Source organism: Amycolatopsis sp. lyj-84, assembly GCF_046549075.1.
Taxonomy (GTDB): domain Bacteria; phylum Actinomycetota; class Actinomycetes; order Mycobacteriales; family Pseudonocardiaceae; genus Amycolatopsis.
Genome location: NZ_JAJPWO010000003.1, coordinates 241,047 through 262,145, shown reverse-complemented (window position 1 = coordinate 262,145; position 21,099 = coordinate 241,047). Strand labels below are relative to the sequence as shown.

Genomic DNA, 21,099 nt, shown 5'->3' with positions numbered 1-21,099 from the left:
TCAGTCCAGCTTTCCGGGCACGATCTGCAGGTAGATCAGCGTGATCACGAAGTTCACCACGAACAGCATGAGGAACGTGATGACCACAGCCTGGTTCACCGCGTCCCCGACGCCCTTCGGGCCGCCGGACGGGTTCAGTCCCCGGTAGGAGGCGACGACCGCGGCGATGAAGCCGAAGATCAGCGCCTTCAGCTCGCCGACCCAGAGGTCGGGAAGCTGGGCCAGTGCGGAGAAGCTCGCCAGGTACGCGCCCGGCGTCCCGCCCTGGAGGACGACGTTGAAGAAGTAACCGCCGAGCACGCCGATGACGCTGACCATGCCGTTCAGCAGGAGCGCCACCAGCATCATCGCGAGCACGCGCGGCACGATCAGCCGCTGCACCGCGGAGACGCCGAGCACCTCCATGGCGTCGATCTCTTCACGGATCGTCCGCGCGCCGATGTCGGCGCAGACGGCGCTACCGCCGGCGCCCGCGACCAGCAGCGCGGTGACCAGCGGACTGGCCTGCTGCACGGTGGCGAGCACCGACCCGGCGCCCGTGTAGGACTGGGCGCCGAGCTGGCGGGCGAGCGAACCGAACTGCAGCGAGATGACCGCGCCGAACGGGATCGCGACGAGCGCCGTCGGCAGGATCGTGACGCTCGCGATGAACCAGGCCTGCTGGATGAACTCCCGCAGCTGGAACGGGCGCTGGAAGATGCCACGAACGATGTCGAGGCCGAGAGCGAACAGGTTCCCGGTCTCGCGCAACATGCCGATGCCGGGAATCTTCGCCGATGAAGCGGGAGAGCTCACGCGCCACCTGACCCCGGATCATGTGGCCGCATGCGGTGGTTGCCCGGTCTCCCCGGATGCGGGATGGAGGCGACCTGGTCGTCGGGCAGCTGCCCCTGGTGGTGGTTCGGCATGGAGCCGTCGCTCTGCTGCGAACGGTGCCCCGCGGCGGCGAGGCGCTGCGGGCGGACGCCGTAGCGCTGCTGTTCCTCCGGGGAGAGCGACTCGATGATGCTCTGCTGGGCCTCGTGCGGGAGACCGCCGAGGATCTCCATGACGCGGTCCTTGCGGCGGACCGCGCCCATCCGCGTCGGCACGCCGGGCGTGGGCTGCATCTGCGGCGGCACCCCGCTGACGTCCTCGACACCGCCCGAGTGGTGGCCGGCCTCGAACATGGCGCGCTCGGCGGCGAGCTGGGCCGAGTCCTTCTCCTCGCTCATGCCGATGGGGCCGTCCATCTTGCCGTTGAGGAACTGCTTGACGACCGGCTCCTCGCTGGTCAGCAGCACCTCGCGCGGACCGAACATGACCAGTTCCTTGCGGAAGAGCATGCCCAGGTTGTCCGGGACGGTGCGGGCGAGGTTGATGTTGTGCGTGACGATCAGGAACGTCGCGTCGATCTGCGCGTTGACGTCCAGGAAGAGCTGGGAGATGTAGGTGGTGCGGACCGGGTCGAGGCCGGAGTCCGGCTCGTCGACCAGGATGATCTGCGGGTCCAGCACCAGGGCGCGGGCGAGGCCGGCGCGCTTGCGCATACCGCCGGAGATCTCGCCGGGGAGCTTCTTGTCGGCGCCGTTGAGACCGGTCATCTCGAGCTTCTCGAGCACGATCCGGCGGACCTCGGTCTCCGACTTCTTCGTGTGTTCCCGCAGGGGGAACGCCACGTTGTCGTAGAGGTTCATCGAGCCGAAGAGGGCGCCGTCCTGGAAAAGGACGCCGAAGAGCTTGCGCACCTCGTAGAGCTGGTGTTCGGAGCACGTCACGATGTCGACGCCGTTGATCATGCACCGGCCCTTGTCGGGCTTGAGCAGACCGATCATCGACTTCAAGAAGACGGACTTACCGGTTCCGGACGGACCGAGCATCGCCGAAACCTCGCCCGGAGGCAGGGTCAGCGTGACGTCCCGCCAGATGGCCTGCTTACCGAAGGACTTGCTCAGACCTTCGATGACCACCTCGGCACCCATCGCACCTCCAGGAGCTGTTCCGCGTCGTCGCGCACTGCCTTCCCGTCCCACTGGCTCGGGAGGGCGCATGCGTCCGCGCAGCGATACCCGCGTCAACCAGGTGCAACGAGCTGAGTGCGAACAGGTTACTCACCAGTTTTCTTTTCTGGCCAGACCCGCAGGTAACTTTTCGCGCAGCCCGCTCCGGCCCGTGCACCGCTAGCGGCACCGTAGTGCACGTCACCCCTCGGCGCAGATCCACAACTCGGCTCCGTTCCCAGGTCGGGGCGGTTTCGCGTCGCGTTTAGCCCGCTAAACGCAGGTCAACCCCCTCCCGCCCGCGTGCCCCCGGCCCCCTCTGCCCCGGCCTCCCGGAGCGCCTTTAGCGGGCTAAACGCGCTCCGGTGCCCTTGGGGCGCCCAGGTGCTTAGCGTGGCTACGCGTCGCGATTAGGGGGCTAAACGCACTCCGACCGGCTGGGGTGCGGACAGCGAAGGGGCGGGCATCCGTGTGGATGCCCGCCCCTTCGACGGTGCTGCGGTAGGCGCTGACGCGCCCGAGATCACTTGATGGCGATCTTGGCGCCCGCGGCCTCGAGCTTCTCCTTGGCGGCCTCGGCGGCCTCCTTGTCGACCTTCTCCAGGAGGGCCTTGGGAGCGGCCTCGACCAGCTCCTTGGCCTCCTTCAGGCCCAGGCCCGAGACGACCTCGCGGACGACCTTGATGACCTGGATCTTCTTCTCACCAGCGGACTCGAGGACGACGTCGAACTCGTCCTGCTCCTCGACCGGCGCGGCAGCGGCGGCACCCGGGCCGGCGGCGACGACGGCAGCCGGGGCGGCCGCGGTCACGTCGAAGGTGGTCTCGAATTCCTTCACGAACTCGGACAGCTCAAGAAGGGTGAGCTCCTTGAAGGCGTCGATCAGCTCGGTGGTGCTCAGCTTCGCCATGGTGGCTTTCCTCTCTGAAACGAACTAAAAGTTCGGGGTGGGGGGTGTTCAGCTCTCGGCGGGTGCTTCGGCTGCTTCGGTACCGGCGTTGCGCTGCTTGTCCTCCAGCGCGGCAGCCAGGCGAGCGACCTGGGACGCCGGCGCCTGGAACAGCGCGGCGGCCTGGGACAGCTTCGCCTTGAACGCGCCCGCCGCCTTGGCGAGCAGGACCTCACGGCTGTCGAGATCGGCGATCTTGTTGATCTCGTCCACGGACAGCGTCTTGCCGTCCATGAAGCCGCCCTTGATCACAAGCGCGTTGTTGTCCTTCGCGAAGTCGCGAAGCGCCTTCGCGGCGTCAACAGCTTCACCTTCGACGAAGGCGATGGCGGTCGGGCCGACGAACAGGTCTTCAAGGCCCTCGATGCCCGCGTCCGTGGCGGCACGCTTGACGAGGGTGTTCTTCGCGACCCGGTACTTGGCACTGGTGCCGAGAGCGCGGCGCAGCTGGGACAGCTGGGACACGGAGAGGCCGGTGTACTGGGTAACGACTGTGGCCGAGCTGCTGCGGAAGCTCTCCGCGATCTCGGCGACGGCCGCCTCCTTGTCGGGCTTCGCCATGGTCGCCTCCTCTCTTGGCTAGTGGTCCACTGGCCTTGAGAGCCCTGAAACGACGAAACGCCCCAGCGCAGACAGGCGCGGGGCGTCAGGGCACGCGACGGGATACGTCGCGGGCGAGCCTCGTTCCTCCTGCGCGGGTCGCCCGCCCTAGCGGGGCCTTCGTTCTCCAGGCCAGATGACCAGGAGAAGACCAGCGGTCTTCGGTAGAACCTTGACAAGAGTACGCGACCCCTTTTCACCTCCGGCGGCACCCCCTCCCAACTCGCGTTTAGCGGGCTAAACGCGACCGGCGGAGTGCATCGGGGGGTTCGCGGGGCATCATGGTGACGTGGCGGAGCAGCGTGATGACGGAAAGCCGGGCAGCGAGCCCGGCACGGACATCGAGCCCAAGGCGGGAGGTCAGCCCGCGCCTCAGCTGAACGACGAGCAACTGCGCCAGTTCCAGCAGTTTCAGCAGTTCCAGGACTATCTGAAGTTCACCGAGGCGCAGCAGCAGGGCCTCGTGCCGTCACAACCCAGTCAGCCCGTGACCCAGCACTACGCCGCGCAGCCGCCTGCGCCTCCGGGACCGCCTCCCGGTGAGCTCGTCCCGGCTCCTCGACCGCGAGTACCGCGCTGGCTGCGACGCATGGGCGGGAAGCTCCTGGCCTGGGTGATCGTGATCGTGCTGATCTGCGTCGGGGCCACCATCGCCTACCGGCAGTTCTTCCCCAGCGACGCCGGGCAGACCACCGCGGAGTTCGTTCAGGGCGGCGGCGGCAAACACCACACCAACCAGGTGCTTTCGACCAATCCCTGGGAAGCCGTGCGGGCCATCTACGACACGATCGGCAAGCCGTACCCGCCCGCCACCCGGGTCGAGAAGGTCTGCCTGTCGATGAGCGAACAGGCGCAGGCCCAGTTCGCCAGGGATCTCGGCTATCCGGACTGCGCCACCGCCGTCCCGGCCTTGAACGCCAAGGTCACCGACATCACGCCGTACATCTACGCCGTGCGCCCGATGTCGAGCGTGGTCCCGCGGCAGAACCTGACGATCCACTCGTGCTGGTACAGCATCCGCGGAGGCCCCCTGCTGGGCAGCTTCACCCTGCAGGAAGTCGAGATGGGCCAGTGGCTGATCACCGGGCACGCGAACTCCCCCGAGCCCTGCCCAGCCCCGCCCACCGGCAACTGACCTGGGCCTTCCTACCTTCGGATCGCGATTAGGGGGCGAAACGCACGTGCCCACCGGATCGCGATTAGGGGGCTAAAGTCGACTCGGGTCAGAGGTCGTGCGCGGTGAGGAAGGCCGCCAGCGTGGAGCCGAAGGCGGGGTGCATGACGGCCGTCATGTGATCGCCGGGGACGCGGACGAGGCGTGCGCCGGCGATGGCGGCGGCCAGGCGTTCGGGTTCGGCGGCCAGCGGGTCGGTGTCCCCGGCCAGGATCAGGGTCGGCACGGAGATCGCCGTCAGGTCCAGTTTCGGGTTCGCGGTCCCGCGCGCTACGGCGGCCAGCGCGATCCGGTCGGCGCGCAGGGCGTCCGCCAAAACCCGGAAAGGCGCCGAAGACGGCGGAAGCGTCGCCGGATCCTCCGAAAGCAGCGCTTCGCTGATCGCGTCCGGAGTGACCACTCGCGTGTCCACGCCCCCGAAGTCGACGATCCCCGAGCCGACCCCGCCGATCGCGAGGCACCGGATCCGCGGGTCGGCGGCCACCGCGCCGAGCGCGATCATCGCGCCCATCGAGTAGCCGACCATCGACACCTCGTCGAGGCCCAGCTCGTCCAGCAGCGCCGACACATCGCGGACCATCGCGTCGTCGGCGTAGCTCGCCTCGTCGTGCGGTTTCGCCGACCGGCCGTGCCCGCGCGCGTCGAGGCTGATCACGGGCAGTCCCGCGTCCTGGAGGGTGTCGACGACGCCGGGTGCGATCCAGTTGGCGTTCGTGTCCGCGGCGAAGCCGTGCTGCAGCAGCACGGGGCGCCCTTCGCCTTCCCAAGCGGTGTACCTCAGCTGGAGCCCGTCGAACGACGCGAAGGTAGGCATCCCTCCAGCAAACACGAAGAAGGGGCGGCCCCGCCGTAGCGGGACCGCCCCTTTCTCAGTGATGTCTAACTCAGACTCACGCGTCCTCGGAAAGGAGGTTGCGGGTCCGGGCGGGGTCGACCGGGATACCCGGGCCCATCGTCGTGGAGACGACGACCTTGCGCAGGTAGCGGCCCTTCGCCGACGACGGCTTGGCACGCAGGATCTCGTCCAGCGCGGCCGCGTAGTTCTCCACCAGCTTCTCGGTGTCGAACGAGGCCTTGCCGATCACGAAGTGCAGGTTGGCCTGCTTGTCGACGCGGAAGTTGATCTTACCGCCCTTGATGTCCGCCACGGCCTTCGCGACCGCGGGGGTCACGGTGCCGGTCTTCGGGTTCGGCATCAGGCCACGCGGGCCGAGGATGCGGGCGATGCGGCCGACCTTGGCCATCTGGTCCGGCGTCGCGATCGCGGCGTCGAAGTCGAGCCAGCCACCCTGGATGCGCTCGATCAGTTCGTCCGTGCCGACCACGTCCGCGCCGGCGGCTTCGGCCTCGGCGGCCTTGTCACCAACGGCGAAAACGATGACGCGGGCGGTCTTACCGGTGCCGTGCGGCAGGTTCACGGTGCCGCGGACCATCTGGTCGGCCTTACGAGGGTCGACACCGAGGCGCATGGCGACCTCGACGGTGGCGTCCATCTTCGACTTGGAGGTCTCCTTGGCCAGCTTCGCGGCCTCGAGCGGGGCGTACAGCCGCTCGCGGTCCACCAGCTCGAGGGCCTGACGGTAGGCCTTGCTGTGCTTGGTCATGCTTCTGTCCTCAACTCTTCAAAACGGATCAGTGTGGTGTTGGAGCCGGCACTGGCTCTCCCACGTGGTGCTGGAAAAACAGCGTCAGTCGACGACCGTGATGCCCATCGAGCGGGCGGTGCCCGCGATGATCTTCGCGGCCTGGTCGACGTCGTGCGCGTTCAGGTCGGATTCCTTGGTCTTCGCGATGTCGCGGACCTGGTCCCAAGTGACCTTGGCGACCTTGGTCTTGTGCGGCTCGCCGGAGCCCTTCTCCACGCCCGCGGCCTTCAGCAGCAGCTTCGCGGCCGGCGGCGTCTTGAGCTTGAAGTCGAACGAGCGGTCTTCGTACACGGAGATCTCGACCGGGACGACGTCCCCGCGCTGCGACTCGGTCGCGGCGTTGTAGGCCTTGCAGAACTCCATGATGTTGACGCCGTGCTGACCCAGCGCGGGGCCGACCGGCGGCGCGGGGTTGGCCGCACCCGCCTTGATCTGCAGCTTGATGATCGCCGCAAGCTTCTTCTTCTTGGGTGGCATTTCGTTTGTTCCTTCTTACTGACTTGAGTCCCCCGCACACCTGCCAGTACGCGGGGACTGCCGGCCGTCTGGCGGCCGTCAGATCTTGGAGACCTGGTTGAACGACAGCTCGACCGGGGTCTCCCGGCCGAAGATCGACACCAGGACCTTCAGCTTCTGCCCGTCCACGTTGACCTCGGAGATCGTCGCGGGGAGCGTCGCGAACGGACCGTCCATGACGGTGACCGACTCGCCGATCTCGAAGTCGACCTCGACCGCGGGGCCGCCCAGCTGCGACTCCGACGCGGCGGCCTCGCCCTTGCCGGACTTGGCGGGCGCGGCGGCCTCGACCTTGGGCGCGAGGAACTTCAGCACCTCTTCGACCGTCAGCGGCGAGGGACGCGACGTGGCACCGACGAACCCGGTGACGCCCGGCGTGTTGCGCACCGCGCTCCACGAGGCGTCGTTCAGGTCCATCCGGACCAGGATGTAGCCGGGCAGCACCTTGCGCTGCACCTGCTTGCGCTGGCCGTTCTTGATCTCGGTGACCTCTTCGGTCGGGACCTCGATCTGGAAGATGTAGTCCTCGACGTCCAGCGTCTGAGTACGGGTCTCGAGGTTGGTCTTCACCTTGTTCTCGTAACCCGCGTACGAGTGCACGACGTACCACTCACCGGGAGCGGCGTTGAGTTCCGCGCGCAGCTTCTCGACCGGGTCGAGGTTCTCGTCGACCTCGGGCTCGGCGGCGGCGGTGTCGTCGGCTGCGTTGTCGTCGGTCTCGTCGGACGCCTCTTCGGCCTCCGCGACATCTCCGGCTTCGTCGACCTCGTCGCCTGCGGCGGGCACCTCGACGGAGTCCAGGTGCTCGGACTGCTCGTCGCCGAGTGCCGCGTGCACCTGCTCGTCGGAAAGCTCGGTCAGCTCATGACCGGCTGCTGTGCCGTTGTCGGAGGTCACGTTCCGTCCTCTCAGTTGATCGGTTGCCGTGGCGCAGGCCACCGTGCGGTGCGCTCAAGCACCGCGACCGGCTGCCTCAGCTGCCGAAGACGGCACCGACGACCTCTTTGAAGGCCAGGTCGAGGCCGCTCACCAGCGCCACCATGAACACCACGAAGACCAGCACCACCGCGGTGTAGGTGACCATCTGCTTGCGGTTCGGCCAGATGACCTTGCGCAGCTCGGCCCAGACCTCGCGGATGAAGCGCATCAGCCGGGCGAAGATCGACGCCTGCTTCGGCTTGCGGTCGCGCTTCGGAGTCGCCGCGCCCTTGGCGTCCTTGGACTTCTCGGTCTTGTCCCCGGCCTTCGCCTTGCCGGCGGGACGGGTCTTGTCGTCCGACTTGGCGTCGGCCTTCCCGGACGGGCGCGCGGACGCACGGCGCTCACGCCGGGCAGCGGCGGTCACCGGGCGGGACTGTTCGTCGGGCTTCTGCCCGGCGTCGTCCTTCGCCTTATCACCGCTGGCGTCGCTGTCGCTCACGACCACTCCTCCGCCTTCACCAGTTCGCTTACGCAGGGGTGACAGGACTTGAACCTGCAACCTGCGGTTTTGGAGACCGCTGCTCTGCCAATTGAGCTACACCCCTTTGGAGCTCCGATGGTCTGGAGCTCCCGAGGACGCATTCCATCGTCCCCACCGCCGTGGCGGGGATGACCGTAGTGCGTTCCGAGACCAGAAGTCTACGGCAACCCCCGAACAGCTTCGCAACCGCGCCCCTCAAAGGCGGCGCGGAGCAGCCTTCCGTGAGGAAACTCCCCCACGGCCGACCCCATGATCGTGCCACGATGTCGCCATGAGCGCTCCCGCACCCTCGCCTTCGCCGGCTTCACGCGTCTCTGCCCGCATCGGCGGCATCACGCCGTCGGCCACGCTGGCCGTCGACGCGAAGGCCCGGGAGCTCAAGGCGCAGGGCCGTCCGGTGATCGGGTTCGGTGCCGGGCAGCCGGACTTCCCGACCCCGGCCAACGTGCTCGAAGCCGCCGAGGCGGCCGTCCGGGACAGGGTGAACCACGGCTACACGGCCGCGGGCGGGCTGCCGGAGCTTCGCGAGGCGATCGCGGCGAAGACCGTCCGCGACTCCGGGTTCGAGGTGGACCCCGGCCGCGTCCTGGTGACCAACGGCGGCAAGCAGGCGGTCTACTCGGCGTTCGCGACGCTGCTCGACCCGGGCGACGAGGTGCTGCTCCCCGCGCCGTACTGGACGACCTACCCGGAGTCGATCGTCCTCGCCGGCGGCGTCCCGGTGCAGGTGACCGCGGACGAGACGACGGGCTACCTGGTCACCGTCGAGCAGCTCGAAGCCGCCAGGACGCCGCGCACGAAGGTGCTGCTGTTCGTTTCGCCGTCGAACCCGACAGGCGCGGTGTACCCACGCGAACAGGTCGAAGCGATCGGGCGCTGGGCGCACGAGAACGGCCTCTGGGTCATCACCGACGAGATCTACGAGCACCTGGTCTACGACGGCGCCGAAGCGCCTTCGATGCCCGTCCTGGTCCCGGAACTCGCCGACCGGACGATCGTCCTCAACGGGGTCGCGAAAACGTACTCGATGACCGGCTGGCGAGTGGGCTGGCTGCTCGGTCCGCAGGACGTGGTCAAGGCGGCGACGGCGTACCAGTCGCACTTGTGCGGCAACGTTTCGAACGTCGCGCAGCGGGCCGCGCTGGCGGCCGTGAGCGGTCCGCTCGACGCCGTTTTCGCGATGCGCGACGCGTTCGATTCACGGCGCAAGACGGCACTTTCGCTGCTTTCCGGGATCGAGGGAGTGGAAACTCCGGTGCCGCTCGGCGCCTTCTACCTCTACCCGTCGATGAAAGCCTTGCTGGGCAAGGAGATCCGCGGCGAGCGACCGGCCGACACGGTGGCGCTGGCCGATCTGATCCTGCGCGAGGCCGAGGTCGCCGTGGTGCCCGGCGAAGCGTTCGGGACACCCGGGTACTTCCGGATTTCCTATGCCCTGGCCGAAAAGGATCTCACCGAGGGAATCACCCGGATGGGCCGGCTGCTCGCGGAAGCACGGTGACCGTGATGCGCTTGGGAATCACCCTTCCGCAGTATGGTCCCCTGGCGTCCATGGACGCTGTCACCGGCTTCGCGACGGCCGCCGAAGAACTCGGGTACGAGTCCTTGTGGGTCGGGGATCGGGTGCTGGCCCCGGTTTCGCCGTCGGACTTCTACCCCGGCGGCACCCCGGAACGGCCGTATCCGCCCGAATTCGTCACCTTCGCCGATCCGCTGATCCTGCTGACGGTGGCCGCGAGCGTCACGAAGAAGGTCCGGCTCGGCACCAGCACGCTCACCGGAACGGTGTATCCGGCCGTGGTGCTCGCCCGGATGCTCACTTCGCTGGATCAGGTGAGCGGCGGACGGCTGGACGTCGGGCTGGGCACCGGCTGGCTACGCGACGAGTACACCGCGACAGGCACCCCGTGGAAGGGCCGCGGCGCGCAGCTGGAGGAGCTTCTCGAAATCCTACGAAAGTTCTGGACCGAGGACCCTTTCGAGCACGAAGGCGAACGCTGGCGGATCCCCGCGTCGAAGGTGGGACTGCGGCCGGCACAGAGCCCGCATCCGCCGGTGCTGCTGGGCGGAGGGTCGGAGGCGGCGCTGGACCGCGTCGGGCGTCGCGCGGACGGCTGGCTGCCCGCCGGTCTGCCCGCGCCCTACCTCGCGAAGCTCTGGGCGACCGTGGTGAGTTCGGCCGAGAAGGCGGGCCGAGACCCCGGTGCGCTGCGGCGGGTGCTGCGGATCAATCCGAAGCCGGGCACCGGCCTCAAGGAGGTCGCGGCGAAGCTGGAGGAGGCCGCCGAAACCGGGATCACCGAGGCCTTCGTCGACCCGCATTACCTCGCGCGGGACGTCGGCCACGCCCTCGATCTCGCCGCTGAGCTGCGCGAACTCGTCCCGAAAGGCTGAAGGAAGGGCCTTCAGGGATGGCAGCAGGGGTCAGGATTCGCCGTCGGCGAGCTGAACGAGTGCGTGGGCCTTCGCGGCGTACTTCCAGTTGCCGAGGTCCCGGACGGTCTTGATCTTGAGTTCCGCGAGGAGTTCGTCGTGCTTCTTGGTCAAGCCCTCGAGCGCGGACGGCGGGGCGTCCAGCAGCTCGTTGATGCCTTTGTCCTCCCACGCCTTGTCGACCAGCTTGTTCAAGTTCAGGCTCACGTCTTCGCCTTTCCTCGGGTCTGGGTACGTGCCCACCCTGAACGTGATCCACGTCTCAGGCAACCGGTGATCACCCGTTCACGCGTAATTCACCGACGGTCGGACCAATGACAAGAGTGACCTGGGTCGCGTACAACGAACGGGTGACGCAGCGGAGAACTGGCGGCGGCTGTCTGTTCCTGGTGATCGTGTTGTCCGTCCTGGGGATCGCTTACCACCTGTGGGAGCGCGGGACGTCGGTGACACCGGCGGGGGTCACCACTTCGGATGGCGCGGGCCGATATGTGGCTCTGGGTGACTCCTACACGGCGTCGCCGGGCACTGGACGGCCCGTGGGCGCGCCGGCGGGCTGCGACCGTTCGGACAACAACTACCCGAGCCTGCTCGCCGCGGCGCTGCGTCCGGCCGAGTTCGCCGACGTCAGCTGCGGCGGCGCCACGACCGAGCACCTCACCGGCGAGCAGAAGACCCGGGACGGCACGAACGCTCCGCAGCTCGACGCGATCAATGGCGACACGACGCTGGTGACGGTCGGGATCGGCGGCAACGACGTGGGCTTCGTCGGCTTCGCGAGCCAGTGCGCGACGCAGCACCAGACCGCTTCGCCCTGTAAGACCCGACTGACCGCGGGCGGACGCGACCAGCTCGCCGAGCGGATCACCGCCGCGGCGGATCGGCTCGGCGGCGTTCTGGACCAGATCCGCTCGAAGGCCCCCGAAGCGCGCGTCGTGGTCGTCGGGTACCCGACGGCGCTTCCGGACGACAACGCCGGCTGTTGGCCGGTCCTGCCGGTCGGCGAGGGGGACGTCGCCTACTTCCGCGACTCGCTGGAGCTGCTGAACAGCACGCTGGAGGAGACGGCGAAGAAGCACGACGCGGGCTTCGCCGACATGTCGACCGCGAGCAAGGGTCGTGACATGTGCAGCGCCGCGAACCGGCGATGGGTCGAGGGCCCCGCGCCCGCGGTCCCCGCGGCGCCGCTGCATCCGAACGCCCGGGGCGAGGAAGGCATGGCGGAGGTCATCGGGAAGCTGCTCAAGCTCGCTTAGCCAGGTCCACCCAGGCTCGCCCCAGTAGTCCGTGAAGGCCCCCTTCACTACCTTCAGGGTAGGCAAGGAGGCCTTCACGGACCTGCGACCAACTCCACTCACGAGGGTCAGGCGCGGACGACCGCTTGGGCCTTCCCGAGGACGGCCTTGCCGTCGAACTTGGCGGTGATGTCGATCCGCGCGGTGCCGTCGTCGTTGACCACGGCGACCTTCCCGGTGAACTCGATCGTCGCCGCGCCGTCGTTCGGCACGACCACGGGGCGCGTGAAGCGTGCGAAGTAGTCGACGAGGCGGCCGGGGTCGCCGAGCCAGTCCGTGACGAGCCTCGCCCCGAGCGCCATGGTCAGCATCCCGTGCGCGATGACGTCCGGCAGGCCGACCTCCTTGGCGAAGGCCTCGTTCCAGTGGATGGGGTTGAAGTCCAGCGAAGCGCCCGCGTAGCGCACCAGCTGGTCCCTGGTGACGTCGATGGTCAGCGGCGACAGTTCTTCTCCGGCGGTGAACGTGCTCACGCGCCCTCCCCTCGGACCACGAGCTGGGCGTACGTGGTGGCGATCGGGCCGCCGTCGGCGCCGGAGATCTCGGCGCGCAGGTTGATGAAGTCGTTCCCGGCGCGGGTCATGATGTTGTCGATGTACGTGGTGAGCGACAGGACGTCGCCCGCGTGCACCGGCCGCGTGTAGGTGAACCGCTGGTCGCCGTGGACCATCCGCGAATAGTCGAGCCCCAGCTCGGGGTCGGAGACGATCGCGTTGATCGAAGCGAGGTTGATGATCGTGAGGAACGTCGGCGGTGCGATGACGTCGGGGTGACCGGCCGCCTTCGCCGCTTCGGTGTCGCGGTAGAGCGGGTTCGCGTCGCCGAGCGCGTCGGCGAACTCCCGGATCTTCTCGCGACTCACTTCATAGGTACTGGTCGGCGGGTATGCCCGCCCGGTGAACGACTGGTCCAAGGCCACCCGAGCAGGCTACCTAACCCGGAAATGCCCGAAGCCGCCCTGGTGACCAGGACGGCTTCGGGTGAGACTTTTGTAGAACCGCCAGACGCTCAGCGGGTCTCTTTGTGAGTCCGGTGCGTACCGCAGTTCGGGCAGAACTTCTTCATCTCCAGGCGATCCGGGTTGTTGCGCCGGTTCTTCTTGGTGATGTAGTTGCGGTGCTTGCACTCCTCACACGCGAGCGTGATCTTCGGTCGCACGTCAGTGGCAGCCACAGCATTTCCTTCTCTACTAGGCCTGGGATACCCAGGATTACCGCGTAGCGGTGGCCGGACTTGAACCGGCGACACAGCGATTATGAGCCGCTTGCTCTGCCAGCTGAGCTACACCGCCCTTACATAACCCTAACCGCGACACGCTAGCGTGACGCGGTTGAGGTTGCGAGCCCCTTTACGGAATCGAACCGTAGACCTTTTCCTTACCATGGAAACGCTCTACCGACTGAGCTAAAGGGGCCTTGCCCTCTCGCGAGGACTTGGAAAGATTAGCAGGCCGGTTGAAGGGCCTTGAGCGGGGGGCAGGTTACCGCAAAACCTCAGGTCAGCAGGGTCAAGACGGTCTCGGAGTGTCGTCCCGGCGAGCGCGCCGTGCGGGCCTGCAGCCACGCCTCCAGGCGGTCCTCCGGCAGCGGCCGTGAGATGAGGTAGCCCTGTGCCACGTCACAGCCCATCGCCTCGAGCTGATCCCGCGCGACGTCCTCCTCGACACCCTCGGCGACGACCGTGAGACCGAGCGAGTGGCCCAGTTCGACGATGGAGCGCACGACGGCGAGGTCGCCGAGGTCGGTGCCCATGCCGAGGACGAAGCTCTTGTCGATCTTGACCTGGTCGACCGGGAGCTGCCGCAGGTACGCCAGCGACGAGTAGCCGGTGCCGAAGTCGTCGACGGCGAGCACGATGCCCAGCGAGTGCAGTTCCCGCAGGATCGGCAGCGCCTTCTGCGGGTCGGACATCACACCGGATTCGGTCAGCTCGAAGGTGAGCAGCTCGGGCGGGATGCCGAAGCGATCGAGTTCGCGGGCGACCTTCGTCGGGAAGTCCTCGTCGGCCAGGTTTCGCACCGACAGGTTCACCGCGGCGGAGATGCGCAGTCCTTCGTCGAGCCACTTCCGTACGCGCTTCAGCGACTCTTCGAGCACGAAGGACGTCAGGACGCCGATGAGACCGGCCGCTTCGATCGCCGGGACGAACTCGTCCGGGCCGAGCCTGCCGAACTCCGGATGCACCCAGCGCACCAGCGCCTCGACACCCTGGATCTGCCGGTTCGGCAAGGTGATCTTCGGCTGGTAGTGGACGCTCAGCTGGCCTTCTTCGAGCGACTGCCGGAACTGCGTGACCATCTGGAACCGGCGCATGAAGATCTGGCCCATGCTGGCCATGTAGCCGCGGACCTCTTCGCCGCCCTTGGTCGCGCGGACGGCGACGTCGGCGCGCTGCAGGAGACCGTCGACGTCGACCTGGTCGTCGTCTTCCGCCGACGAGGTGGCGTAGCCGATCATCGCGTTGGCTTCGACGGAAAGCCGGTCCACCGGGTACGGGGCGACGAGTTCCGCGCGGAGCAGTTCCGCCGCGGCCTGGGCGCGCCCCGGCGCGCAGCCGACGAGGAGCGCCGCGAAGGACGCGCCTTCGAGCCTGGCGAGCGGGACGTCGGGGCCGAGCGCATCGCGGATACGGCGACCGGCGGCGATGACCATCCTGTCGGCCCATACGTAACCGAGGGCGTCGCTGACGGTGGAGAAGACGTCGAGGTCGACCCGCAGCACGACCGCGTCGACCTGTTCCCGCAACGGTTCCTTGGCGACCTGACGGAAGCCCGGCCGGTTGAGCAGGCCGGTCAGCGGATCGTGGTACGCGTCGTGGCGCAGGGTCGCGAGCAGGCGCCGGTTGTCCAGCGACGTCGCGAGGTGGCTGGCCATCGTGCCGAGCAGCTGGACGTCGTACTTGCCGAAACCACGCCAGCGGGACAGCCTGTCGTGCGCTTCGACGACGCCGAGGAGCTGGTTCGCACTACGGAGCGGGACGACCAGTGCCTCTTGGGCGCCGCGGTCGAGCAACGCGGAACGGACGTCGGGATTGGCTTCGGTGATCCGGAAGTGCCGGACGTGCGCGCCGGGCAGGCGCAGCAACGGGTCGTCGGCGGCCGGGTCGACGGGTGGCAGTTCGTCGCCCGCGACGACCATCCGCATGGTGTCCTTGGGTTCCAGCCGCAGCCTGAGCACGACACGGCCGGCGGCCAGCTGGTCCTTGATGCGTTCGGCGATGGTCGCCCACTCGCGGACGTCCACGCCGCCGACGAGCTCGTCGGCCCGCCCGGCGGGACGCGCGGCGGCCTGCTGACCGGATCGGGCGACCATCAGGCTGACGTCGGACAGCGCTTCCATGTCGCGCTGTTCGCGGAGCAGATCGGAGTACGCCCAGTACAACGCGGTGAGCCCGAGGAAGACGGCCAGCACGAGCGGCCAGGCCTTCGGCGTCCCGGAAATGACCAAATAGCCGGAAAGGCCGACCGAGGCGTTGACGAATCCGACGACGAGGATGCGGCCGGTCAGCCGGATCGCGGTGCTGACCCGCATGCGGCGGCGCAGGACGCGGACGGCGGCGAGCGCGAGCAGCGTGCTGACCAGCGGCGCGGTCAAAGTGCCTGCCAGCGCGGCGATCCAGGTCATGTCCTGGGCGCCGGAGGCCTGTTTCACCAGTCCTGCCACGGCGAACGCGCCGGTGATCTCCAGCAGGAACGCGCCGGCGTTGTAGAGCACCCTGCCCGCGACCTTGCGGGCCAGCAAGGTTCCGATGCCCGCCGCGAGATGCGCGGCGAGGACGACCTCGAAGGGAGCGACGAAGAATCCGATGACCAGGGGAATCTCGGTGAACGAGATCGTCCAGGAGATACCGCTGCGGACGTCGACGTTGATGCCGAGTTGTTCGGCGAGCAGGAACGCGAGCGCGAGGATCGGCCCGATCCACAACAGGTCGTCCGAGGCCTCGAAGTCCAGCCAGAGGCTGACCGCGGCCGCGGCGGCGATGCCCATGGTGAGTACCGCGAAGGTGTAGACGCGGAACCGTCGCTCGTCGGTACGAGCCTCCGTAACGGCGCCTCCCTTGCCCGGTGCTGCCTGTGCGGCGCTCACGGGCCTGCCGTTCGTGTCCGGCATCCGACCTTCCTTCCCGGCTGCCCAACCGGTCTTGTCCTACCGCGACCTCGGGGACGAGGGCAATACAGTACCCCGGAGGGCGTACCCAAGTCCCATTCGAGACAGTATGAGATCACCCCAGGGTTAACAATGGGCGCGTCGCGCTGACCTGCGTGGACCAAGGGGTGAAATGGGAGCGTTATTCGCGTTCCTTCCGACTACCGGAAGTCACCTGGCGCCACGGCCGAGCCAATGTCGTGAAGTTCCCTGCGGACCCGTCAGTAGGGGCTTGAATAGTCCTATGAATAGCCACGCCATCGCCGCCGGGCATGCCGAGCGGCTCGCCACCGTGGACGCCCTGCTCCCGGAAATGCCTGCACTGGAGCCTGTCGAGGGCTCCGTGTCACTCTCCGCGACAGAAGGCGACTCGGCCGCCGCCGGATTGTCGGTACGGACTGAGGCGGGCCCGGATTCTGTTGACTCTCCGTGGCGAGCGCTCGTCGAACATCGCCTCGAAGCGCGTCTCACCGGACCCCGCCCGGAAGCGGCCCTTGACGCATTACTCACCCGATGGGATGAACATCTGAAGGCGGTCGCCCCAGCTGGGGATGTCGAAACGGCGGCGACCGTGGTGCGGCCCAGCCGCGATTCGCCCGGCTCGGCCGAATTGCTGCGCCGCGGATTCGCTCCGGTGCTGGTGATCGCGGTCCGCCCGGCCGACCGGCTGGCCGTGACGGGACCGCCCGCCACTCCCGGAGTGCACATCCGGCCCGCCGAAGCCGATGATCTCGAAACCGCCGTCGGACTCGAGCTGGAATTGCAGCGCTATGACGCGCAGTTCGGTTCGGTCACTTTGCGCGAGGGCGCGGAGGAAGCGATCACCGCGGACCTGTCGAAACAGCTGGAGCGGGAAAACCCGACGCTGTGGATCGCGGAGTTGTACGGGCGCGCGCTGGGCATGGTGCGGGTGCAGTTCCCCGACGAGACTTCATGGATCGGGAACCGGGTCGCGGCCGAGCGGGTCGGCTACCTGTCTTCGCTGGCGGTGGCCGAGCCGGCGCGTTCGAGCGGGGTGGGGTCGGCGCTCGCGGCGCACGCGCACCAGATCTTCGACGAATGCGGGACCGAAGCCGTGCTGCTGCACCACGCGCTGGCCAATCCGCGCTCGACGCCGTTCTGGTACGCGCAGGGCTACCGGCCGCTCTGGACGTACTGGCAGCGGCGACCGGCGGTTCCCTGATCCCGATAGGCTGATCTTCGACGATCAGGGGGTTTTCCGTGACCAGGGAAGATGACGCGGCCCCGGTGGCGCCGACCGGGGTCGACACCGAAAAGCCGTCCGCGGCGAGGATCTACGACTGGTATCTCGGCGGGACCCACAACTGGGCCGTCGACCGCGAGTTCGCCCGCGGGCTGGAACGCCAGTGGCGGTGGGTCAAACCGGGCGCGCGGCACAACCGCGAGTTCATGAACCGTGTCGTGCGCGCGGCGCTGAACGCGGGGATCCGGCAGTTCGTCGATCTGGGTTCCGGCGTCCCGACCGCCGGGAACGTGCACGAGATCGTCGAAGAAGAGCTGGAGCCCGGTGACACGGCGAAGGTCGTGTACGTCGACTACGAGCCGGTGGCGGTGGCGCACGCGGAGCTGATCCTCGAGCGGCACGAGGCGACCGACTGGGCCGGGATCGTGCACGCCGACATGCGGCGGCCGAAGGACGTCCTGCGGCATCCGGAGACGTTGCGGCTGATCGATTTCTCGCAGCCGGTGTGCCTGATGATGATGGCCGTGCTGCATTTCGCCGGACCGCACGACGATCCGCCCGCGCTGGTCGCGACCTATCGGAACGCGCTGGCGCCGGGCAGCTGGCTGGGGCTTTCGCACATGAGCTTCGGCGGCCAGACCGGCGAGGACGCGGACGGGCTGCGCTGGATGGTCGAGCAGTACCGGAAGACGAGCAACCCTGTGTGGATGCGGGACCGCGAGGAGATCGAACCGCTCTTCGGGGAGTGGCCGCTGCTGGAGCCCGGCCTCGTCCACCTGCCCGACTGGCGGCCGGTGCGGGAGCTGCGACGGGACGAATTGGGCGCCCGGCCGTTCGCCTGGTGCGGCGTCTCGGTCCATCCCTGACGTCCGACCTTTGCGCGGTGCGCGTCGCGTTTAGCGGGCTAAACGCGACGCGTCGGGGCGTGAAGGTCGGAGGCGTGAGGTGCGGACGGGGACAAGTGTCGCGAAAGCCACTTTCGGGACACCTGACGTCCCGAAAGTGGCTTTCGCGGCGTCCGATCCACCCTACACATCCGATGTTTCCCGCGTCCGCGTCGCGTTTAGCGGGCTAAACGCGACGCGTTGGGGCGTGAAGGTCGGAGGGGTGGGGTGATCGCTGACGGCGAACAGCGGGAGGAAACAAACGGGTCGATCGGAGAGTTGAGCTAGGCAGACTCAACTAACCGAGGAGTGCACAGATGACCGACAACCGCCTCCTGCCCGTCCTCCCGCTCGATGACGACGTCGTGCTGCCGGGCATGATCGTCCCGCTCGACCTCGCCGACACGGAGACGCGCGCCGCGGTGGAGTCCGCCCAGGCCAACACGCCTGCCCAGGCTTCCTTCCCGGGGATCCGCTCCGGCACCGCCGCCAAGGCCGAGGTGCTGATCGTTCCCCGCGTCCACGGCGAGTACGCCGGACTCGGCACCATCGCGACGGTCGAGCGCATCGGCCGCGTGCCCGGCGGCAAGACCGCGGTACTGCTGCGCGGTACCCGCCGCGCCGTCGTCGGCCGCATCGCCGACGGTCCCGGCGCCGCCCGCTGGGTCCACGCCGAGCCCGCCACCGAGACCACCGACGACAATTCCGCGAAGCTCGCGACCGAGTACAAGAGCGTCGTCCTCGCGATCCTCCAGCAGCGAGGCGGCTGGCAGATGATCGACGCCGTCCAGGAGGTCGAGGACCCGTCCGCGCTCGCCGACCTCGCGGGCAACTCGTCGTACCTGAACACCGAGCAGAAGCTCGAACTGCTGTCCGCGCTCGATGTTTCGGCTCGTCTCGAAAAGGCTCTGGAATGGAGCCGCGAGCAGCTGGCCGAACTCGAGGTCACCGACACCATTCGCAAGGACGTCCAGGAGGGCATGGAGAAGCAGCAGAAGGAATTCCTGCTGCGCCGCCAGCTCGAAGCGATCCGCAAGGAACTGGGCGAACTCGACGGCACCGCCAACGACGACGACTACCGCGCCCGCGTCGAGGCCGCCGAGCTGCCGGACGCGGTCAAGAAGGCCGCACTGTCCGAAGTGGACAAACTGGAGCGGACGTCGGACCAGTCCCCCGAGGGCGGCTGGATCCGCACCTGGCTGGACACCGTCCTCGAACTGCCGTGGAACAACCGCACCACCGACGTCCACGACATCGCCGCCGCGCGCGAAATCCTCGACGCGGATCACGCCGGTCTCGACGACGTGAAGGAACGCATCATCGAGTACTTGGCCGTCCGCAAGCGCCGCGCGGAGTCGGGTCTCGGGCCGGTCGGCGGACGCCGTTCGGGTGCCGTGCTCGCGCTCGCCGGTCCTCCCGGGGTCGGCAAGACCTCGCTCGGCGAGTCCGTGGCGAAGGCGATGGGCCGTGAGTTCGTCCGTGTCGCGCTCGGCGGCATCCGCGACGAGGCCGAGATCCGCGGTCACCGCCGCACCTACGTCGGCGCGCTGCCCGGCCGGATCGTCCGCGCCATCAAGGAAGCGGGCTCGATGAACCCGGTCGTGCTGCTCGACGAGATCGACAAGGTCGGCGCCGACTACCGCGGCGACCCGACGGCGGCGCTGCTGGAGGTGCTGGACCCGGAGCAGAACCACACGTTCCGCGACCACTACCTCGAGGTCGAGCTGGACCTGTCCGACGTCGTGTTCCTCGCGACGGCGAACGCGCTCGAGACCATCCCCGGCCCGCTGCTGGACCGGATGGAGCTGGTCACCCTCGACGGCTACACCGAGCACGAGAAGGTCACCATCGCCCGCGACCACCTGCTCCCCCGCGAGCTGGACCGCGCGGGCCTCGGCAAGGACGACGTCACGCTGACCGACGACGCGTTCAGCCGCATCGCCGCCGAGTACACGCGGGAAGCCGGGGTGCGCAACGCGAACCGGACCATCGCGAAGGTGCTGCGGAAGGTGGCGACCAAGGTCGCGCTGGACGAGGCCGAGTTGCCGCTGACGATCGACGCCGACGGGCTCGAGACCTACCTCGGCCGTCCCCGGCACCTGCCGGAGTCTTCGCTGCCCGCGTCGACGCAACGCACGTCGACCCCCGGCGTGGCGACCGGGCTGGCGGTGACCGGCGCCGGCGGTGACGTCCTCTACATCGAAGCGTCGCTGGCGGATCCGGAATCCGGCTCGACCGGGCTGTCGCTGACCGGCCAGCTGGGTGACGTGATGAAGGAGTCGGTGCAGATCGCGCTGTCGTACCTGCGTTCGCACGGCGCGGAGCTGGAACTTCCGGTCGGCGACCTGAAGGACCGCGGCATCCACGTGCACGTCCCGGCGGGCGCGGTGCCCAAGGACGGGCCGAGCGCGGGCATCACGATGACGACCGCGCTGGCGTCCCTGCTTTCGGGCCGGGTCGTGCGGTCGGACGTCGCGATGACCGGTGAGGTGTCGCTGACCGGGCGTGTGCTGCCGATCGGCGGGGTCAAGCAGAAGCTGCTGGCCGCGCACCGGGCGGGGATGAAGACGGTGATCATTCCGCAGCGCAACGAGCCGGACCTCGACGACGTCCCGGCCGAAGTGCTGGCCCAGCTGGATGTCCACGCGGTGGCGAACGTCCGCGAAGTGCTGGACATCGCGCTGGCCCCGGCGACGGCTCCGGTCGCCCAAGCGGCGTAACGGCGCGAGGCCGAAGCCCCGGATCCTGCCCAGGATCCGGGGCTTTCGGCGTCATCACCGCGATGGCGGATGCGCTCCACTCGACCGGATAC

Annotated in this window: 21 protein-coding genes and 3 tRNA genes; 7 read left to right on the top strand and 17 right to left on the bottom strand. The window is 68.3% G+C overall.

Annotation, left to right across the window (positions count from 1 at the left end; genetic code table 11):
* From ACLJRM_RS11370 to rplJ, 4 genes are all read right to left on the bottom strand, one after another.
* Complete coding sequence (locus tag ACLJRM_RS11370) at positions 1-753, bottom strand: MlaE family ABC transporter permease (RefSeq protein WP_101612142.1); 753 nt, start codon at positions 751-753, stop codon at positions 1-3.
* A gap of 38 nt (positions 754-791) precedes the next feature.
* Positions 792-1,961 carry an ABC transporter ATP-binding protein gene (locus ACLJRM_RS11365; RefSeq protein ID WP_101612141.1) on the bottom strand — a complete coding sequence of 390 codons (1,170 nt, stop codon included), beginning with the start codon at positions 1,959-1,961 and terminating at the stop codon, positions 792-794.
* A 541-nt stretch (positions 1,962-2,502) separates the two neighbouring features.
* On the bottom strand, positions 2,503-2,889 hold the full coding sequence (gene rplL / locus ACLJRM_RS11360) for a 50S ribosomal protein L7/L12 (RefSeq protein ID WP_101612140.1): 387 nt from the start codon (positions 2,887-2,889) through the stop codon (positions 2,503-2,505).
* Between the two features lie 48 nt (positions 2,890-2,937).
* Positions 2,938-3,489: a 50S ribosomal protein L10 gene (gene rplJ / locus ACLJRM_RS11355; protein ID WP_101612139.1), complete on the bottom strand. Its 552-nt coding sequence runs from the start codon at positions 3,487-3,489 to the stop codon at positions 2,938-2,940.
* 328 nt (positions 3,490-3,817) lie between these two features.
* Here rplJ and ACLJRM_RS11350 point away from each other — a divergent pair, with 328 nt between their 5' ends.
* The gene (locus tag ACLJRM_RS11350; protein ID WP_101612138.1) at positions 3,818-4,663 is read left to right on the top strand and encodes a hypothetical protein; all 846 of its coding nucleotides are present in this window, start codon (positions 3,818-3,820) and stop codon (positions 4,661-4,663) included.
* Positions 4,664-4,751: 88 nt separating this feature from the next.
* Here the strand turns inward: ACLJRM_RS11350 and ACLJRM_RS11345 are convergent, their stop codons facing one another.
* The 6 genes from ACLJRM_RS11345 to ACLJRM_RS11320 all read right to left on the bottom strand — a co-directional run bounded on the left by ACLJRM_RS11345 (position 4,752) and on the right by ACLJRM_RS11320 (position 8,390).
* Positions 4,752-5,516 carry an alpha/beta fold hydrolase gene (locus ACLJRM_RS11345; protein WP_410662979.1) on the bottom strand — a complete coding sequence of 255 codons (765 nt, stop codon included), beginning with the start codon at positions 5,514-5,516 and terminating at the stop codon, positions 4,752-4,754.
* Positions 5,517-5,592: 76 nt separating this feature from the next.
* Positions 5,593-6,306 carry a 50S ribosomal protein L1 gene (rplA, locus tag ACLJRM_RS11340; RefSeq protein ID WP_101612136.1) on the bottom strand — a complete coding sequence of 238 codons (714 nt, stop codon included), beginning with the start codon at positions 6,304-6,306 and terminating at the stop codon, positions 5,593-5,595.
* An 84-nt stretch (positions 6,307-6,390) separates the two neighbouring features.
* A complete protein-coding gene (rplK, locus tag ACLJRM_RS11335; RefSeq protein WP_076164368.1) occupies positions 6,391-6,825 on the bottom strand; it encodes a 50S ribosomal protein L11 in 435 nt (144 codons plus the stop codon).
* Positions 6,826-6,903: 78 nt separating this feature from the next.
* Positions 6,904-7,761 (bottom strand): transcription termination/antitermination protein NusG, encoded by an 858-nt coding sequence (gene nusG, locus ACLJRM_RS11330; RefSeq protein ID WP_101612135.1) that lies wholly within the window; start codon positions 7,759-7,761, stop codon positions 6,904-6,906.
* A 76-nt stretch (positions 7,762-7,837) separates the two neighbouring features.
* Positions 7,838-8,290 (bottom strand): preprotein translocase subunit SecE, encoded by a 453-nt coding sequence (gene secE / locus ACLJRM_RS11325; RefSeq protein ID WP_101612134.1) that lies wholly within the window; start codon positions 8,288-8,290, stop codon positions 7,838-7,840.
* Between the two features lie 27 nt (positions 8,291-8,317).
* Positions 8,318-8,390 (bottom strand) — tRNA-Trp (locus ACLJRM_RS11320).
* Positions 8,391-8,597: 207 nt separating this feature from the next.
* Here ACLJRM_RS11320 and ACLJRM_RS11315 point away from each other — a divergent pair.
* Together ACLJRM_RS11315 and ACLJRM_RS11310 are read left to right on the top strand one after the other, a co-directional pair.
* Positions 8,598-9,827 (top strand): pyridoxal phosphate-dependent aminotransferase, encoded by a 1,230-nt coding sequence (locus ACLJRM_RS11315; protein ID WP_101612133.1) that lies wholly within the window; start codon positions 8,598-8,600, stop codon positions 9,825-9,827.
* A complete protein-coding gene (locus ACLJRM_RS11310) occupies positions 9,824-10,720 on the top strand; it encodes a TIGR03619 family F420-dependent LLM class oxidoreductase (protein ID WP_101612132.1) in 897 nt (298 codons plus the stop codon). Before ACLJRM_RS11315 ends, ACLJRM_RS11310 begins: the two co-directional genes overlap by 4 nt.
* Positions 10,721-10,750: 30 nt before the next feature.
* Here the strand turns inward: ACLJRM_RS11310 and ACLJRM_RS11305 are convergent, their stop codons facing one another.
* Entirely contained in the window at positions 10,751-10,966 is a 216-nt protein-coding gene (locus tag ACLJRM_RS11305; RefSeq protein ID WP_101612131.1) for a hypothetical protein, read from the bottom strand.
* Positions 10,967-11,082: 116 nt separating this feature from the next.
* On the opposite strand from ACLJRM_RS11305, the gene ACLJRM_RS11300 reads away from it, so the two are divergent.
* Positions 11,083-12,015: an SGNH/GDSL hydrolase family protein gene (locus ACLJRM_RS11300; RefSeq protein WP_101612130.1), complete on the top strand. Its 933-nt coding sequence runs from the start codon at positions 11,083-11,085 to the stop codon at positions 12,013-12,015.
* Positions 12,016-12,122: 107 nt separating this feature from the next.
* Here the strand turns inward: ACLJRM_RS11300 and ACLJRM_RS11295 are convergent, their stop codons facing one another.
* The 6 genes from ACLJRM_RS11295 to ACLJRM_RS11270 form a co-directional block, all read right to left on the bottom strand.
* The gene (locus ACLJRM_RS11295; RefSeq protein WP_101612129.1) at positions 12,123-12,527 is read right to left on the bottom strand and encodes a MaoC family dehydratase; all 405 of its coding nucleotides are present in this window, start codon (positions 12,525-12,527) and stop codon (positions 12,123-12,125) included.
* The gene (locus ACLJRM_RS11290; protein WP_101612128.1) at positions 12,524-12,973 is read right to left on the bottom strand and encodes a MaoC family dehydratase N-terminal domain-containing protein; all 450 of its coding nucleotides are present in this window, start codon (positions 12,971-12,973) and stop codon (positions 12,524-12,526) included. The genes ACLJRM_RS11295 and ACLJRM_RS11290 overlap by 4 nt, the downstream gene beginning before the upstream one ends.
* A gap of 89 nt (positions 12,974-13,062) precedes the next feature.
* Positions 13,063-13,227 (bottom strand): 50S ribosomal protein L33, encoded by a 165-nt coding sequence (gene rpmG / locus ACLJRM_RS11285; RefSeq protein ID WP_005152047.1) that lies wholly within the window; start codon positions 13,225-13,227, stop codon positions 13,063-13,065.
* Between the two features lie 45 nt (positions 13,228-13,272).
* Positions 13,273-13,345: transfer RNA gene (locus ACLJRM_RS11280), tRNA-Met, on the bottom strand.
* A gap of 50 nt (positions 13,346-13,395) precedes the next feature.
* Positions 13,396-13,468, bottom strand: a tRNA-Thr gene (locus ACLJRM_RS11275).
* A 79-nt stretch (positions 13,469-13,547) separates the two neighbouring features.
* Positions 13,548-16,163 carry a putative bifunctional diguanylate cyclase/phosphodiesterase gene (locus ACLJRM_RS11270; protein WP_101612127.1) on the bottom strand — a complete coding sequence of 872 codons (2,616 nt, stop codon included), beginning with the start codon at positions 16,161-16,163 and terminating at the stop codon, positions 13,548-13,550.
* Between the two features lie 280 nt (positions 16,164-16,443).
* On the opposite strand from ACLJRM_RS11270, the gene ACLJRM_RS11265 reads away from it, so the two are divergent.
* From ACLJRM_RS11265 to lon, 3 genes are all read left to right on the top strand, one after another.
* Complete coding sequence (locus ACLJRM_RS11265; RefSeq protein WP_410662978.1) at positions 16,444-17,382, top strand: GNAT family N-acetyltransferase; 939 nt, start codon at positions 16,444-16,446, stop codon at positions 17,380-17,382.
* A gap of 38 nt (positions 17,383-17,420) precedes the next feature.
* Positions 17,421-18,269 (top strand): SAM-dependent methyltransferase, encoded by an 849-nt coding sequence (locus tag ACLJRM_RS11260; RefSeq protein WP_101612125.1) that lies wholly within the window; start codon positions 17,421-17,423, stop codon positions 18,267-18,269.
* 335 nt (positions 18,270-18,604) lie between these two features.
* The gene (gene lon / locus ACLJRM_RS11255) at positions 18,605-21,007 is read left to right on the top strand and encodes an endopeptidase La (protein ID WP_410662977.1); all 2,403 of its coding nucleotides are present in this window, start codon (positions 18,605-18,607) and stop codon (positions 21,005-21,007) included.
* The last annotated feature ends 92 nt before the right edge of the window (positions 21,008-21,099 follow it).

Bases quoted from the DNA above. Each gene is read 5' to 3' on its own strand.
- rplK (WP_076164368.1), bottom strand. From the start codon at position 6,825: ATGCCACCCAAGAAGAAGAAGCTTGCGGCGATCATCAAGCTGCAGATC.
- ACLJRM_RS11370 (WP_101612142.1), bottom strand. From the start codon at position 753: ATGTTGCGCGAGACCGGGAACCTGTTCGCTCTCGGCCTCGACATCGTT.
- ACLJRM_RS11270 (WP_101612127.1), bottom strand. From the start codon at position 16,163: ATGCCGGACACGAACGGCAGGCCCGTGAGCGCCGCACAGGCAGCACCG.
- ACLJRM_RS11265 (WP_410662978.1), top strand. From the start codon at position 16,444: ATGAATAGCCACGCCATCGCCGCCGGGCATGCCGAGCGGCTCGCCACC.
- lon (WP_410662977.1), top strand. From the start codon at position 18,605: ATGACCGACAACCGCCTCCTGCCCGTCCTCCCGCTCGATGACGACGTC.
- rplJ (WP_101612139.1), bottom strand. From the start codon at position 3,489: ATGGCGAAGCCCGACAAGGAGGCGGCCGTCGCCGAGATCGCGGAGAGC.
- ACLJRM_RS11365 (WP_101612141.1), bottom strand. From the start codon at position 1,961: ATGGGTGCCGAGGTGGTCATCGAAGGTCTGAGCAAGTCCTTCGGTAAG.
- ACLJRM_RS11345 (WP_410662979.1), bottom strand. From the start codon at position 5,516: ATGCCTACCTTCGCGTCGTTCGACGGGCTCCAGCTGAGGTACACCGCT.
- rplA (WP_101612136.1), bottom strand. From the start codon at position 6,306: ATGACCAAGCACAGCAAGGCCTACCGTCAGGCCCTCGAGCTGGTGGAC.
- ACLJRM_RS11315 (WP_101612133.1), top strand. From the start codon at position 8,598: ATGAGCGCTCCCGCACCCTCGCCTTCGCCGGCTTCACGCGTCTCTGCC.
- rplL (WP_101612140.1), bottom strand. From the start codon at position 2,889: ATGGCGAAGCTGAGCACCACCGAGCTGATCGACGCCTTCAAGGAGCTC.